This is a genomic window from Stenotrophomonas sp. SAU14A_NAIMI4_8, assembly GCF_003086695.1.
Lineage (GTDB): Bacteria > Pseudomonadota > Gammaproteobacteria > Xanthomonadales > Xanthomonadaceae > Stenotrophomonas.
In genome coordinates, this window is record NZ_CP025999.1 from 1,277,001 (window position 1) to 1,290,924 (window position 13,924).

14 protein-coding genes are annotated in these 13,924 nt (G+C 67.9%); 1 reads left to right on the forward strand and 13 read right to left on the reverse strand.

Features of this window, described 5'->3' with window-relative positions:
- Positions 1-67: 67 nt before the first annotated feature.
- From mdcH to C1930_RS05985, 13 genes are all read right to left on the reverse strand, one after another.
- Positions 68-985 (reverse strand): malonate decarboxylase subunit epsilon, encoded by a 918-nt coding sequence (gene mdcH / locus C1930_RS05930; protein ID WP_108771300.1) that lies wholly within the window; start codon positions 983-985, stop codon positions 68-70.
- Complete coding sequence (gene mdcB / locus C1930_RS05935; protein WP_108771301.1) at positions 982-1,839, reverse strand: triphosphoribosyl-dephospho-CoA synthase MdcB; 858 nt, start codon at positions 1,837-1,839, stop codon at positions 982-984. Before mdcB ends, mdcH begins: the two co-directional genes overlap by 4 nt.
- Positions 1,836-2,477, reverse strand: a complete 642-nt coding sequence (gene mdcG / locus C1930_RS05940; RefSeq protein ID WP_108771302.1) for a malonate decarboxylase holo-[acyl-carrier-protein] synthase — start codon at positions 2,475-2,477, stop codon at positions 1,836-1,838. The genes mdcB and mdcG overlap by 4 nt, the downstream gene beginning before the upstream one ends.
- Positions 2,470-3,180 (reverse strand): biotin-independent malonate decarboxylase subunit gamma, encoded by a 711-nt coding sequence (gene mdcE / locus C1930_RS05945; protein WP_108771303.1) that lies wholly within the window; start codon positions 3,178-3,180, stop codon positions 2,470-2,472. Before mdcE ends, mdcG begins: the two co-directional genes overlap by 8 nt.
- On the reverse strand, positions 3,177-4,085 hold the full coding sequence (locus C1930_RS05950) for a biotin-independent malonate decarboxylase subunit beta (RefSeq protein WP_108771304.1): 909 nt from the start codon (positions 4,083-4,085) through the stop codon (positions 3,177-3,179). The genes mdcE and C1930_RS05950 overlap by 4 nt, the downstream gene beginning before the upstream one ends.
- Positions 4,082-4,402: a malonate decarboxylase acyl carrier protein gene (gene mdcC / locus C1930_RS05955; RefSeq protein WP_108771305.1), complete on the reverse strand. Its 321-nt coding sequence runs from the start codon at positions 4,400-4,402 to the stop codon at positions 4,082-4,084. The genes C1930_RS05950 and mdcC overlap by 4 nt, the downstream gene beginning before the upstream one ends.
- 10 nt (positions 4,403-4,412) lie before the next feature.
- Entirely contained in the window at positions 4,413-6,056 is a 1,644-nt protein-coding gene (gene mdcA / locus C1930_RS05960; RefSeq protein ID WP_108755664.1) for a malonate decarboxylase subunit alpha, read from the reverse strand.
- Between the two features lie 230 nt (positions 6,057-6,286).
- A complete protein-coding gene (locus C1930_RS20165) occupies positions 6,287-6,439 on the reverse strand; it encodes a hypothetical protein (protein ID WP_159093556.1) in 153 nt (50 codons plus the stop codon).
- 69 nt (positions 6,440-6,508) lie between these two features.
- The gene (locus tag C1930_RS05965) at positions 6,509-8,698 is read right to left on the reverse strand and encodes a TonB-dependent siderophore receptor (RefSeq protein WP_108771306.1); all 2,190 of its coding nucleotides are present in this window, start codon (positions 8,696-8,698) and stop codon (positions 6,509-6,511) included.
- A 327-nt stretch (positions 8,699-9,025) separates the two neighbouring features.
- Positions 9,026-10,723, reverse strand: a complete 1,698-nt coding sequence (gene mqo / locus C1930_RS05970; RefSeq protein WP_108761486.1) for a malate dehydrogenase (quinone) — start codon at positions 10,721-10,723, stop codon at positions 9,026-9,028.
- A gap of 172 nt (positions 10,724-10,895) precedes the next feature.
- Complete coding sequence (locus C1930_RS05975) at positions 10,896-11,342, reverse strand: GNAT family N-acetyltransferase (protein ID WP_108771307.1); 447 nt, start codon at positions 11,340-11,342, stop codon at positions 10,896-10,898.
- 85 nt (positions 11,343-11,427) lie between these two features.
- Positions 11,428-12,012 carry a hypothetical protein gene (locus tag C1930_RS05980; RefSeq protein ID WP_108755668.1) on the reverse strand — a complete coding sequence of 195 codons (585 nt, stop codon included), beginning with the start codon at positions 12,010-12,012 and terminating at the stop codon, positions 11,428-11,430.
- Between the two features lie 171 nt (positions 12,013-12,183).
- Positions 12,184-13,089: a LysR family transcriptional regulator ArgP gene (locus C1930_RS05985; protein WP_108755669.1), complete on the reverse strand. Its 906-nt coding sequence runs from the start codon at positions 13,087-13,089 to the stop codon at positions 12,184-12,186.
- A 137-nt stretch (positions 13,090-13,226) separates the two neighbouring features.
- Here C1930_RS05985 and C1930_RS05990 point away from each other — a divergent pair, with 137 nt between their 5' ends.
- Positions 13,227-13,862 (forward strand): LysE family transporter, encoded by a 636-nt coding sequence (locus C1930_RS05990; protein WP_108748912.1) that lies wholly within the window; start codon positions 13,227-13,229, stop codon positions 13,860-13,862.
- Positions 13,863-13,924 lie beyond the last annotated feature (62 nt).

Sequence of the window (13,924 nt, forward strand, 5' to 3'; positions counted from 1 at the left end):
AGACCCGCCATCCCGGGGTAAGGCGTCGTACTGCATGCTGCGTGCTACGTACTGCTCGAACCCGTTACTACTGCCGGTCCAGCGCGTTGCGGACCCATGCCGCTGCGCCGTCCAGGCCCTGGAACTCTTCCACCGCGCGCACCTGGCAGCAGGGGTAGGACGCGGCCACCATGCGCGCCAGTGCCGTGCCCGGCCCCAGCTGCAGGAATACCCGCGCGCCACGCTCGAAGGCCTGGCGCATCACCTGTGCCCATTCGATGGTCTGTGCCAGCTGTGCCGACAAGGTGTGGATCACCGCCGCGCGATCACGCACCGGGCGCGCATCGATGCCGGCCAGCACCGGTAGCGTTGGCGCGCGCACCGCCGCCGCCTCCAGCGCCGTGGCGAACGGTGCGACAGCGACCGCAAGCAGCGGCGTGTGCGCGGCCACATGCACCGGCAGCACGCGCACCTCTGCACCCTGCGCGCGCGCGACAACGGCCAGAGTGTGCAGTGACGCCTGCGTGCCGCCCACGACGAAGTGATCGGCGCCGTTGGCGATGGCGATGTGCACGGCGTGTGCATCGCACAGTGCCTGCAGCGTTTGCCGCTGCAAGCCCAGCACCGCCAGCAGGCCGCTGTCGGCCGGGCTGGCAGCGTCCATCAGCTGCGCGCGGCGGGCCGCCAGCTGCAGGCAGGCGCGGGCATCCAGGCTGTCGGCCACCGCATGCGCGGCCAGCTCGCCGATGCTGTAGCCGGCCACCAGGACCGGCGCCGGCAGCGCATCGCGCAGGCCCTGCCAGTGCGCCAGCGTGGCCGCACACAGCAGCGGCTGCGCCAGTGCGTTGTCGAAGCGTGCCTCATCGGCGGCGGCCGCAACGACATCGCGGCCCAGCACCGCCTGCGCGGCATCCAGCACGTCACCGGCGGCAGGCAGGTCGCGCACGCGATCAAACATCGCCGCGTGCTGCGCGCCTTGTCCGGGACAGAGCAGGGCCAGGCTCATGCGTCCTCCTGCTGCAGCAGGAACCAGCTGCAGGCCAGCAGATCGGCACTGCCACCAGGGCTCAGGCGACGCGCCACGAAACCCTCGCCGATGCGGTGCAGGCGTGCCTGCCAGCCAGCGGCGAACGCACCGCCGCCATCAACAAAACCGCGTGCCTGCTGCTGTGCCCAGGCCAGGCCGTCGGCACCGCCGCGGTGCAGCAGGTTCAGGTCATCCACGCGTGCAACCAGCTGCATCAGGGTCTGGCACAGCGCTGCATCGCGCGGCAGGCCCGCGTGCAGGGCGTGGCGCAGGGTGGGCACGGCCAGCTCGCGCAGCAGCGGGTAACCGGCGGCGGCCTGTTCGCGCACGCCCGGCACGCCATGGCGCAGGCGCGCGCGCTGGCCGGGGCTGCCGGCATCCAGCGGCGCAGCGGCAAGATCGCTGGCCCAGTGCTGTACCGCCAGGCAGACCTGCGCGGCGGGCGCGGCGTGGCCGTGCTGGCGGCGGCAGCGTGCCGCAGCGGCCACCAGCAGGCCCAGGCTGAAGATGGCACCGCGATGGGTGTTGATGCCGCCGGTGGCATGCAGCATGGCCGCTTCCGCGCCGATGCCGAGCGTGCGCAAGCGTGCAAACGGCGCATCGTCCGCGCCCGCGCGGGCAATGTCGGTGAAGTAGTGGCGCAGCGCGAACAGGCTGCGCAGGAACGTGCCGGCATCCATGTCGTCATGGCTGCCGGTGCTGAAGGGGGTCACCAGGCCCGGCTTGGGCGCGCACGCCAGTTCGGCGTGCAGGCTGGCGATGGCCAGGCGGCCCAAGCGCGCGCTGTCGACATCGCGCGCAGCAGGTGGCAGCACGTGGGCCAGGGCGCTCATGCGGCCACTCCGGTGGCAACGAACAGGCGCTCGCGCGGTTCCAGTGCGGCGCCGTGCAGGCGCTTGACCAGCACCTGGCGGCTGCCACCGGCGTACTCGCGCCAGTTCACTGCGCCGCCGTCGGCCAGGCACAGTTCGCCATCCACCCGGCGGCCCTGTGCGCGTTCCCACGCTTGCAGCTGATCGACCAGGGTCTCGGCCTGCGCGCTCACATCCACCTGCCACAGCAGATCGATGTCCGAGCCGGCATGCACGTAGGGCAGACCGCTCAGATGCTGCCAGGCGAAGGCGCCAAACACGCGTGCCGGCGCGATCTCTGCCAGCGCCAGCACGGCGTGTTTCCACTTGGCGGGCACGCCAGCGACCAGAAGTTCATCCAGCGCCGGCGGTGCCTGCATGCGCTGCACGTCCTGCAGCGGTACGCGCAGCGCCAGCCGCTGCTTGCCCTCGCTGGGCGGCAGCGGCACGCCCAGCCGCAGCCGCGGGTCGGGGTCGTCCACCGCACGCCGCGCCACCATCGCCGGCAGCCCCTGCGCGAACCACGCCGCCAGGCGCGGCTCGTACGCGGCCACGTCGGCCCGCCAATCGGCGTGCGCCGACAGCCAGACCAGCGTGTGGCGGGCGGGCCGGTCAGGCATCGCCGCGGGCCACCGCAATGGATACATCGGCGGCCAGTGCACGGCCGCCACGCTGCGCACCCAGCGCTGCGCGCCGGTCGCCGTCGGCAGGCGTACGCAGGGCCTGCAGCAGGTGCTGGGCCAGGTCACCGTCCCACAGCGATTGCACCGCGCCCATCGCCACGTAGTTACCCACGCCCGGTGCGAACACCGGCGAGCTCTGGCTGAGCGCCTGCAGTTTTTCCAGCGGCTGCTTGGTCACCCGCGCCATCGCGCGCAGGTCCATCACCCGTACCTGCGCGTCGGGTAGGGCATGGATGTGATCGGCCATCAGGCCAAAGGACAGGAAGCCGCCACTGACCGATTCGCCGTAGACCAGGGTCACCAGGCGCGCACCGCGCCGGCGTGCCAGGTCCAGCGTCTGCGCCAGATGGGCGAAGTAGCCGTTGATGCCCAGCATTTCATCGCGACGGGCCAGGCGCTGGCCAGCGGTATCGGCCAGCATCACGATCGGCCGCTGCGGGTGGGCGGCGGTACTGGCCAGTACCGTGTCGGCCAGCGCCAGCGCGTGGTCAACGCCCACTTCGATGCGGTCAGTGGTGCCGATCACGGTCACCTCGCCATCGTCGGTGGTGGCGCTGCCGGCAAGCACCGAATCGTGCACGGCAACGGCATGGCCGCGCGGGAACAGGGCATCGAGCAGGGTGTTCAGCGGCGGGGTCATGGCAGTCTCCGCTGGGCGGTGGCGGCAAGGAAGTCGGCGGTGTCCAGCAGCGGCAGACGCTCGGGTTCGGCAATGCCCTGCCGGGCCCAGACCTGCAGGCCATCGTTGCACTCGCCCCACGCCTGCACGCGTGCCTTCAACGCGGCGTGGCGTGCCTGCAGCGCGCTCAACGCGGTGTCGGTGTCGGCGCTTACGGTGTCGGCCTGCAGCGCATCCACGGCGGCCTGCGCGAAGGCCTGCAGGGAATCGGCTACCAGCACCTGGGCCTGGTCGATCAGGTAACGGTGCTTGCCGCCGGTCACCCGCCACACCAGGGCGCGGTCGCGTGCGTCGAACTCTTCCACGCCGCGTACGGTTTCAATCACTTCCGGTCCGGACAGCGACAACCGGCCTTCTTCGGACATGACCACCGTCGTGCAGCAGCGGGCGACGATGCCCATGCCGCCAAACGCGCCGTTGCCGCTGCCGATCAATGCGATCACCGGTACCCCTGCCGCACGCGCGTCCAGGGTGGCGCGCATGATTTCGGAAATGGCGATCAGCCCGGCGTTGGCCTCATGCAGGCGTACGCCGCCGGTGTCGAGCAGCAACAGCACGCCGTCCGGGCGGGTCTGCGCTGCGCGCCGCAGCAGTCCGGTCAGCTTGGCGCCGTGCACTTCGCCCACGCCGCCGCCCATGAATTCGCCCTGCTGCGCGGCCAGCAGCACGCGCTTGCCCTGCAGCGTGGCTTCGCCCACCACGATGCCATCGTCGAAGGCGGCCGGCTGGTCGAGCTGGGCCAGGTGCGGGCTCATCACCCGCCGGGTGGGGCCCAGGAATTCGTGGAAGGAACCGGCATCGACCAGGCCGGCAATCCGCCCGCGCGCATCGGCTTCGTAATAGCTGTGGCGTTGCAACGGGATCATGGCGTGCCTCCGCCCAGCAGGGTTTCCACTGCCTGGTCCAGGCGCAGGCTGACCACCGCAGGGGTCGCGCCGGCATCGTTGATGGACACCCGCACGTCACTCAGCGGATGGCGCTGGGCGAAATCGGCGATCACCGCCTGCCAGATGGTGCCAAAGCCCTGCGCTGCGGTGATGACGCGCACGGTCAGCGCGCCGTCCTGTGCTGCCGGTTCCAGCAGGATTTCCAGATTGCCCGAGGCCAGTACGCCCACCAGCACCGCATCGTGCGGGAACTGCACCGGCCGGCTGCCGTCGAATCGATAGTCGAGGGTTTCCATGCTCTGTCCCTTACCAGTTGCGGAAGCGCTTGGGCGGGTCGTACAGGCCGCCGGACCAGCGCACCAGATCCTTCACCGAACGCGCCGCCAACAGGTCGCGGCTGGCATCGCGCACGTTGATGCCCAGGTCATCCGGGCGCTGGATCACGCCACGGTCGCGCAGGTTTTCCACCATCGCGCGGTCGCGGCCCAGGCCTACGGCGGTGTAGCCGGCCACGCCGCGGATCGCCTGTTCGCGTTCCTCCGGCGTGCGGCACAGCAGCAGGTTGGCAATGCCTTCTTCGGTCAGCACGTGGCTGACATCGTCGCCGTAGATCATCACCGGCGGCAGCGGCATCTGCGCGCGCTCGGCCAGTTCCCAGGCATCCAGGCGATCAACGAAGGCCGGCGCCATGTGTTCGCGGAAGGTTTCCACCATCTGCACCACCAGCTTGCGACCGCGCGGCATTTCGCCGGGCCGTGCGGCCTGCTGGCCGGCCTTGATCCAGGCATCGCTGGCATGGCGGCGGCCACGTGCATCCGACCCCATGTTCGGCGCACCGCCGAAGCCGGCAATGCGGTCGCGGGTGGCGGTGGAACTGTTGCCCTGCAGGTCGACCTGCAGGGTCGAACCGATGAACATGTCACACGCGTACAGGCCGGCGGTCTGCGAGAACGCGCGGTTGGAGCGCATCGAGCCGTCGGCACCGGTGAAGAACACATCGCCACGGGCGGCGATGTACTTCTCCATGCCCAGTTCCGAACCGAACGAATGCACCGATTTGACGAAGCCCGATTCAATGGCCGGAATCAGTGCCGGATGGGGGTTCAGTGCCCAGTGCTGGCAGATCTTTCCTTTCAGCCCCAGTGATTCGGCATAGGTGGGCAGCAGCAGCTCGATGGCGGCCGTATCGAAGCCGATGCCGTGGTTGAGGCGGTTCACCCCGTACTCGGCGTAGATGCCCTTGATGGCCATCATCGCCATCAGCACCTGGATTTCGGAAATCTGCGCCGGATCGCGGGTGAACAGCGGCTCGATGTGGTTCGGCCGCGGTGCCTGCACCACGAAGTTGACCCAGTCAGCGGGGATATCGACGCGGGGGAGGGTGTCGACGATTTCGTTGACCTGGGCGATCACGATGCCGCCGCCGAATGCGGTGGCTTCCACGATCACCGGGGTGTCTTCGGTGTTCGGGCCGGTGTACAGGTTGCCGTGGCGGTCGGCGGCCTGCGCGGCCACCAGGGCCACGCGCGGGGTCAGGTCGATGAAGTAGCGGCCGAACAGTTCCAGGTAGGTGTGGATCGCACCGATCTGGATGCGCCCTTCGGCCACCAGGTTGGCCAGCCGCACCGACTGCGGGCCGGAGAACGAGAAGTCCAGTTTCGAGGCGATGCCGCGCTCGAACACATCCAGGTGCGAGGGCAGGGACAGCACCGACTGCACCATGTGCAGGTCGTGCACCCGCGCCGGGTCCAGGTCGGCCAGCGCCTGGGCCAGGAAATCGGCCTGCTTCTGGTTGTTGCCCTCCAGGCAGACCTTGTCGCCCGGTTCCAGCAGGGCATGCAGCAGGTCGGCGACATCGGCGGCGGCGACCTGGCGGCCCCGTGCCCAGGGCGCGGCCCGTTCCAGGCGGGCCTGGCGGCTGCGTTGCAACGTGTCCCAGCTCGGGTTCATCGACCGGCTTCCGATTGGCGTTGGAATAATTACGCCATAATTATGAAGTGGCCCGCAACTCGCAGTGCAGCAAAAGAGAAGGGCCCGCACGCAGGCGGGCCCATTCAGGTCGTGGCGCGTGTGCCGACCAACGGTCGGCACCCACAGTAGATCCACGCCATGCGTGGATGGGCCCCGCGATGGGGTCAGAGCCCTTTCCTGCGGAAAGGGATCCGACCCCGCTGCCTGGCTTAGAACTTCCAGCGCAGGCTGGCGGCCACGAAGCGCGGTTCGCCGTAGTTGTTGTAGTCCAGGTTGGCCCAGAACGAAGGGCCCGCACGCAGGCGGGCCCATTCAGGTCGTGTGCCGACCAGCGGTCGGCATCCACAGTAGATCCACGCCATGCGTGGATGGGCCCCGCGATGGGGTCAGAGCCCTTTCCTGCGGAAAGGGATCCGACCCCGCTGCCTGGCTTAGAACTTCCAGCGCAGGCTGGCGGCCACGAAGCGCGGTTCGCCGTAGTTGTTGTAGTCCAGGTTGGCCCAGTAGGTCTTGTCCAGCGCGTTGCGCACGCTCAGCGTGGCCGTCCAGTTGTCGCTGATGCGGTAGTTCGCGTTGAACTGCACCAGTGCGTAGGCCGGCTGGTTCACCGTGACCGTGCCACCCAGCGGGTAGGGAATGTTGTAGCCCTGCACCTTGCTCTGCCACTGCACGCCGGCACCCACGCTCAGGCGTTCCAAGGCGCCGCGCAGGCGCAGCTGGGTGTTGATCTGCAGCAGGTCTTCGGCGGGGTTGGCGTACAGCAGGTCGGTGGCCGCGCGGGTCACCTTCACGTGGGTAAAGCCGGCGTTGACGGTCCAGCCCGGCAGGATCTCGCCGTTCACGTCCATTTCCCAGCCACGCGCCTTGGTGCCGTTCACGCCGATGTAGGCCGAGCTGCCATCGCTGAGCGAGTTGTCCGGCACACTCATGTCGCGCACCGCGTAGTTGTCCTGCTTGGCCTCGAACACCGCGGCATTGGCGGTCAGGCGGCCGTCGAACCACTGGGTCTTCAGGCCCGCTTCCAGGTTCGAACCCTGCACCGGTGCCAGCAGGTTCTCGTTCTTGTCCTTGTAGTTCTGCGGATTGAAGATTTCGGTGTAGCTGGCATACGCAGAGACATTCGGGGTGATGTCGAAGACCAGGCCCACGTACGGGGTCACTTCATCGCTCACCTTGTAGGCGCCGCTGGTGCCGGTGTAGGTGCCGGCCGCGTTGAACGCGCGGGTACGGGTTTCCCAGCGGCTCAGGCGTGCGCCGGCGATCAGCGAAAGCGGCTCGGCCAGGTGCAGGCGCGCGGCCAGGTACACGCCGCTCTGCGTGGTCTTGGCCACGCGGCGCGCACCGGTACGGGTGTAGGTCACCTCGGAAATATCACCGTTCCAGTCGTACACGTTGGGAATGTAGTAGCAGCGTTCGCTGCCGCAGCGTGCCCAGTCGGTCGGGAAGTTCAGCGTGGTGGTGTTGGTGGTCGCTTCCAGGTCGGCCCACTGCGCGCCGAAGGTCAGGTCGTGCTGCTGGTTGAACAGCTCGAACGTGCCGGTCAGGTAGGCATCGATGTTGCGGCGGGTGTCTTCGGCATCGCCGGCGGCGGCGCGCAGGAAGATGCCCGAGCCGGTGGTCGGGTTCGGGTTGCCGGTGCCATACAGACGCACGTTCTGCACGTTGCCGCGGGTGTAGGCGGTGTTGACCTTCAGCAGCCAGTCGTCGCCGAAACGCTGTTCCAGGTTGGCGAACACGGTGCTGGTCTCGCGCTGCCAGTAGCTCCACTTCGGCGACAGGTTGGTCGAGCGCGGCAGGTGGGCGAAGTTGCCCTGGCTGTCGAAGAACGGCACGGTGCCCCAGGTGGAACCCACCGGGTTGTTGTCCTGGGTCTGGTAGCCCAGGGTGACCGTGGTGCTGTCGGTCACATCGCCTTCCAGCACGGCCATGCCGGCCATCTTGTTTTCTTTGTAGCGGTCGTAATAGAAATCACGATCGGTGTAGGCGGCCACCACGCGGCTGCGGAAGCGGCCGTCGCTGGTCAGCGGCGCGTTCACGTCCGCCTCCATACGGCGGTAGTCCCAGCTGCCGGCACTGACTGCGAACGAGGCATCGAACTCCTTGCCCGGGCGCTTGCGCAGCAGGTTCACCGTGGCCGAGGGCACACCGGCGCCACTGAGCAGGCCGTTGGCACCGCGGATCACTTCCACGCGGTCGTAGAAGGCGGTGTCGTATTCCTGGTTGGTCGAGCCGCTGTAGGTCAGAATGCCATCGACCTGGAAGTCGGTGATGGCGAAACCACGCGCGTAGTACAGCGGGCGCTGGGTGTCATAGAAGGACACGCTGACGCCGGTCACGTTGCGCATCACGTCGTTGATGCTGAACAGCGATTCGTCCTGCAGGCGCTGCAGGCCGATCACGGTGGACGACTGCGGGGTTTCCTGCAGGGTGATCGGCAGGCGCGTGGTGCTGGCCGGCGCGGCCTTGTCGGCGCGCACGCTCACCTTGTCCAGGGTCTTGGCGTCGGACGCATCGGCGGCGGCTTCGACGGCGAACGCCGAGGGAGCCGACAGGATCAGGACGGACAGCAGCGCGGCCGACAGCGGCGCGCGGCGGGGCAGGCGGGAAGCGTAGAGGGACATGGAGGGCTCGGGGCGGGAAGGGAAAGGGTGGGCGGCAACAGTCATCCGGCACCCGAGCGGCGGCGTCGGGCGGGGTCAGGTCCATCTGCGGGAGGGCGCAGGTCAGTTGCGCGGGGTGCAAATGTAAATCGTTCTTAACAACATTACAATTCGTGACAATGATCGGGCCCTCGGCGGGGTCAGAGCCCTGCGCCTGCGCCGCCGGGATCCGACCCCGGGATCAGAGCCCTTTGCCCCGGGCAAAGGGCTCTGACCCTTCCCGGCCCACAAACGCGAACGGCCACCCGAAGGTGGCCGTCCGTTTCTACTGCGTGGGAAACCCCAGGCTTACAGCGCCTGCAGTTCCTCGTTGGCATTGCGCTTTTCCTTCGCCGCCGCCGGGGCCGGCGTGGCCGCCGGCACGGCTGCTGGGGCGGCCGCAGCATCGGCCGGCACTTCCAGGTAGGGAAGGTGCAGGGTCTGGCTGGTCAGCGTGCGGATCTCGTTGGTCAGCGCGGCGCTTTCATTCAACTTGCGGCCGTACGACGGCACGATCTCGCGCAGGCGGGCTTCCCAGCCAGCCTTCATCTGTTCCGGGAAGGCCTTGGCCATCAGGTCCAGCATGATCGGCGGCGAGGTCGACGCGCCCGGCGAAGCACCCAGCAGCGCGGCGATGGTGTGGTCCTTGTCGGTCACGATCTCGGTACCGAACTGCAGCACCGGGCCCTTCAACGGGTCGCGCTTGATGATCTGCACGCGCTGGCCAGCGGTGATCAGCTTCCAGTCGCCCGGCTTGGCGTTGGGGAAGTACTTCACCAGCTCGGCCTGGCGATCGGCGTCGTTCAGGCGTGCCTGGGCCATCAGGTACTGCACCAGGTCCAGGTTGTCCTTGCCCACTTCCAGCATCGGGCCGACGTTGTTGTGGTTCACCGACGAATACAGGTCCCACCACGAGCCGTGCTTCAGGAACTTGGTGCTGTACAGCGCGAACGGTCCAAACAGCACCACCGGCTTGCCATCCAGTTTCCGCGCATCCAGGTGCGGCACCGACATCGGCGGCGAACCGGTTTCGGCCATGCCGTAGGCCTTCACGCCGTGGCGCGAGGTCACGTCCTGGCCCTGGAAGGCCAGGAACTGGCCGCCCACCGGGAAGCCGGCGTAATCCTTCGATTCGGGAATGCCGGACATCTGCAGCAGCTTCAGCGCGGCGCCACCGGCACCGATGAAGACGAAGCGGGCATGGGTGGTGGTTTCGGTGTTGGCCTTCAGGTCCTTCACCGTCACGTTCCAGCTCTTGTCGGCGTTCTGCCGCAGCGCGCTCACTTCATGGTTCAGGTGCAGCGTGAAGTTCGGGCTGCGCTGCAGGCCGGCGGTCAGCTGGCGGGTGATCACGCCGAAGTTGACGTCGGTGCCCAGCGGCATCCAGGTGGCGGCCACCTTCTGCTTCGGGTCGCGGCCTTCCATCAGCAGCGGGGCCCACTGCTTGATCTGCGCCGGATCTTCCGAGTACTGCATGCCGTAGAACAGCGGGTTCTTCACCAGCGCCTGCTGGCGCTTGTGCAGGTAGGCAATGTTGTCATCGCCCCAGACGAAGCTCATGTGCGGGGTCGGGTTGATGAAGTCGCTGGGCTGGCTCAGCCGCCCTTCCTTCACCTGGTGCGACCAGAACTGGCGCGAGACCTCGAAGCTTTCGGCAATGCCGACCGCGCGCTTGGTCTCGATGCTGCCATCGGGCAGTTCCGGGGTGTAGTTCAGTTCGGCGAAGGCCGAATGGCCGGTGCCGGCGTTGTTCCAGCCGTCCGAGCTTTCGTTGGCCACGCCGTCCAGGCGTTCATAGACCTGGATGTTCCAGTCCGGCTGCAGTTCCTGCAGGTAGGTGGCCAGGGTAATGCTCATGATGCCGCCGCCGACCAGGACGACGTCGACGGGTTTGTCGTTGCTCGCCGCCGGCACCGAGCGCTGGGTCAGCGGCCAGTACAGGAACAGCGCGGCTACCAGCAACAGCAGCACGAGCAGGGCGAGAAGGGCCTTGCCAAATTTCTTCATGGGGGTGACTTATGGCGTGGGGAAGGGGTTCAGGATGCGCGCCGGGTAGGGAAAGGGCGTGAAGAAACAACGCCTTGCAGCATCCAAGGGGCGGATTCTAACCCTTTCGGGTCCGGATTTGGTGCAACGCAGCATCCGGCCGCCCTGGCGCGGTAGCGCCGGGCCACGCCCCTCAGACCAGCTCCAGAATCTCGTCCCCGGCCTCGTCCACCTCGCCGGTGGCTCGCCAGCCCAGGTGACGGTAGAACCCGTAGGAGCGCGAGCGGGGATCGGCCGAACAGGCCAGGAACAGCCGGCCGTGCCCGGCAGCGCGGGCGAGTTCGATTACTTCCTGCAGCAATCGCTGGCCGATGCCGCGGCCTTCGTAGTCCGGCAGCAGGGCCAGCACCAGCACTTCGCCGCTGTCACGGTCGGCAAAGCCATAGCCGACCATAGTGCCGTTGTCCTCGGCGATGCGGCCGATGAAGTCGCCCTGTGCAATGCCCTCGGCCCAGCTCTCGGCGGTGATGCCCAGCTCGGCCAGTTGCGCCGCACCGAAGGCGTTCTCGCGGGTACGCCCGCGCAGATCGATGCAGGCGGCCGCATCATCGGGCCGGGCAGGGCGGTAGTGGATCGTCATGCATGTTCCTTTGGTAGCGCCGGGCCATGCCCAGCGGAGGCATCAGCCACGAACGGTAGCGCCAGGCCATGCCTGGCGGGCCCCTTCAATCGCTGCCAATGGTGAAGTATTCCGCCGCGAAATAGACCACCTGGTAAACCAACGCCACCGCAGCCAGCAGCACGTGCGAGCGCGCGCTGCGCAGGTTCCAGCCCAGCACGCAGACCACCAGCATCAGCGCCGAATGCAGTGGATAGGCCTCGCCCAGCAACTGCCAGCGGCTGCGCCCCTTGATCGCCGTGTCCACCAGATCCAGCAGCGTCAGCACCGCGATCACGCCGAAGATCCAGCGCCGGCGCTGCAACAGGTAGTGGCCGTAGCTGCCGTAGTCGCGCAGGTCGTCGGGAAACAGCAGCGCGCACAGCAGGAACCAGGTGGCGCTGTAGGCGATCACGAACAGGTAGGTTTCAAACGTCCAGCGGTGCACTTCGATCAGGCGGAATTCCCACCACCAGAACGTGACCAGCGACACCAGGGTCCACGCCACCCAGCACAGGTGCAGGGCCGAACAGCCGCGCCGCTGCGGGTGCTCGATGATCTGCGCCAGCCCCTTCAGCAGGGTGGTGATCGACAGGCCCAGGATGATGCCCATCACCACGCGGATATGCAGGAACAGCGGATCGGTCCCCATCGCCCAGCCTCTCAAGGTCGGTTGCGGCGATGCTGGCACAGATTCGTCCTGTTTTCCGTGGCCGCGTATCCACCCATGGGGTGGATCTACTGGGTACGCGCGCATCCGCACATCGGGTGGCTCAACCCGGTGGTAGATCCACCCCATGGGTGGATACGACCCCGGGCCGCCTCAGCGCTTCCGCCGTACCAGTGCGGTCGATGCCTCCAGCACGGCGCGGGTCAGCAGAGCCATGGTCTGCACATCGCCCTTCCAGTGCTGCCAGTACAGCGGCACGTCTTCCCAGGCGCGCTGGCGCACGTAGACCAGGCGGCCGGCATCCAGGTGCCGCTTCACCAGCGGCAGTGGGTTCATCGTCCAGCCCAGACCGCCCAGGTTGGCCTGCACGAACGCGCGGGTGGAGGGAATCCACCAGGTCGGCGCGGTGCTGGGCAGCTCGTCGCCGGCCATGCGCCGGGCGAACCGGGCCTGCATGTCGTCCTTGCGGTTGAACACCAGCACCGGCGCCTGCGCCAGCGCCTGCGCGGTCACGCCCTTGGCGAAGTGCTGGTCGCGGAATTCCGGGGTGCAGGTGGCGGCGTAGCGGATGCTGCCCAGCGCATGGATCTGGCAGCCCTGCACCGGCTCGTCCAGGGTGGTCACCGCGCCCAGCACCGTGCCCTGGCGCAGCAGCTCCACGGTGTGGTCCTGGTCTTCCACGCGCAGGTCCAGGGTGGTGCCGGTGCCCTGGGCAAAGGCGTGCGCAGCCTGCGGAAACCAGGTTTCCAGGCTGTCATGGTTCACCGCCACCGGAATGCTGGCCTGCGGCAGGTCCTCGTCGGCCAGGCCCATGCGGTGCAGCGCGTCGTGCTCCAGCAGGGCGGTCTGCTCGGCCAGCTGCACCAGCAACTGGCCTTCGGCGGTAGCGGTGGCCGGGGTGCCGCGCTTCACCAGCAGGCGGCCGATGCGGTCTTCCAGCGCCTTGACCCGCTGCGAGATGGCCGATGGGGTGACATTGAGCGCCTGCGCGGCGCGGTCGAAGCTGCCTTCGCGGATCACCGCGGCCAAGGCTCGCAGCTGGGCGTGATCGATGCGCATCCGATTAAGCTCCGCTAATGTTGGTTTAGTAAGTTTAGCTCGTCTTCTTAATGTTGCGGCGCGACAATAGCGTCCATTCCGGTGCTGTCCGCCTTCGCGAGGCACCGTCCCCCCAGCAAGACAAGGCAGTGAATCCCATGTTCTCGGTCATCTCCGCCAGCACCGGCCTCGGTGCCTGGTTCTCTGGTGCAGCTACCGGCATCGGCCTGTTCGCCGTGGTCGGTGCCCAGAGCGCCTTCATCCTGCGCCAGGGCATCCTGCGCAAGCACATCGTGCCGGTGGTCGCCACCTGCGCGGCCATCGATGCGTTCTTCATCTTCGCCAGCGTGGCTGGCCTGCGCACGCTCACCACGGCGCTGCCGTGGCTGACCACCGCGGTGCTGTGGACCGGCGTGGCCTTCCTGGCCTGGTATGCCATGAAGTCCGCGCGCCGTGCCTTTGCCGGTGGCGGTGGCATGGGCGAGGCCGACAGTGACGACGGCAGCCGCCGTGCGGTGCTGATGGCGGCGGTCGGCTTTTCGCTGATCAATCCCCACTTCTGGCTGGACATGATGGTGATCGGTTCGATTGCCGAAAACTTCGGCAATGCACGCATGGCCTTCGCCGCCGGCGTGGTCACCGCCAGCTGCCTGTGGCTGACCGCGCAGGGCCTGGGCGCGCGCCTGCTGGCGCCGTTGTTCACCAAGCCCAGCACCTGGCGCGTGCTGGACGGCACCATCGCGGTGATCCTCAGCATCCTGGCCCTGACCCTGGCGGTGCGCGGGGTCCACTGACCCACTGCGCACGCCCCCCGAACCCACGTCCTGACTCTCTCTCCAAGGTAGTGGCCATGACG

Bases quoted from the DNA above. Each gene is read 5' to 3' on its own strand.
- C1930_RS20165 (WP_159093556.1), bottom strand. From the start codon at position 6,439: ATGGCGTGGATCTACTGTGGATGCCGACCGCTGGTCGGCACACGACCT.
- C1930_RS05980 (WP_108755668.1), bottom strand. From the start codon at position 12,012: ATGGGGACCGATCCGCTGTTCCTGCATATCCGCGTGGTGATGGGCATC.
- C1930_RS05990 (WP_108748912.1), top strand. From the start codon at position 13,227: ATGTTCTCGGTCATCTCCGCCAGCACCGGCCTCGGTGCCTGGTTCTCT.
- mdcB (WP_108771301.1), bottom strand. From the start codon at position 1,839: ATGAGCGCCCTGGCCCACGTGCTGCCACCTGCTGCGCGCGATGTCGAC.
- mqo (WP_108761486.1), bottom strand. From the start codon at position 10,723: ATGAAGAAATTTGGCAAGGCCCTTCTCGCCCTGCTCGTGCTGCTGTTG.
- mdcG (WP_108771302.1), bottom strand. From the start codon at position 2,477: ATGCCTGACCGGCCCGCCCGCCACACGCTGGTCTGGCTGTCGGCGCAC.
- C1930_RS05965 (WP_108771306.1), bottom strand. From the start codon at position 8,698: ATGTCCCTCTACGCTTCCCGCCTGCCCCGCCGCGCGCCGCTGTCGGCC.
- C1930_RS05950 (WP_108771304.1), bottom strand. From the start codon at position 4,085: ATGATCCCGTTGCAACGCCACAGCTATTACGAAGCCGATGCGCGCGGG.
- mdcH (WP_108771300.1), bottom strand. From the start codon at position 985: ATGAGCCTGGCCCTGCTCTGTCCCGGACAAGGCGCGCAGCACGCGGCG.
- mdcA (WP_108755664.1), bottom strand. From the start codon at position 6,056: ATGAACCCGAGCTGGGACACGTTGCAACGCAGCCGCCAGGCCCGCCTG.
- mdcE (WP_108771303.1), bottom strand. From the start codon at position 3,180: ATGACCCCGCCGCTGAACACCCTGCTCGATGCCCTGTTCCCGCGCGGC.
- mdcC (WP_108771305.1), bottom strand. From the start codon at position 4,402: ATGGAAACCCTCGACTATCGATTCGACGGCAGCCGGCCGGTGCAGTTC.
- C1930_RS05975 (WP_108771307.1), bottom strand. From the start codon at position 11,342: ATGACGATCCACTACCGCCCTGCCCGGCCCGATGATGCGGCCGCCTGC.
- C1930_RS05985 (WP_108755669.1), bottom strand. From the start codon at position 13,089: ATGCGCATCGATCACGCCCAGCTGCGAGCCTTGGCCGCGGTGATCCGC.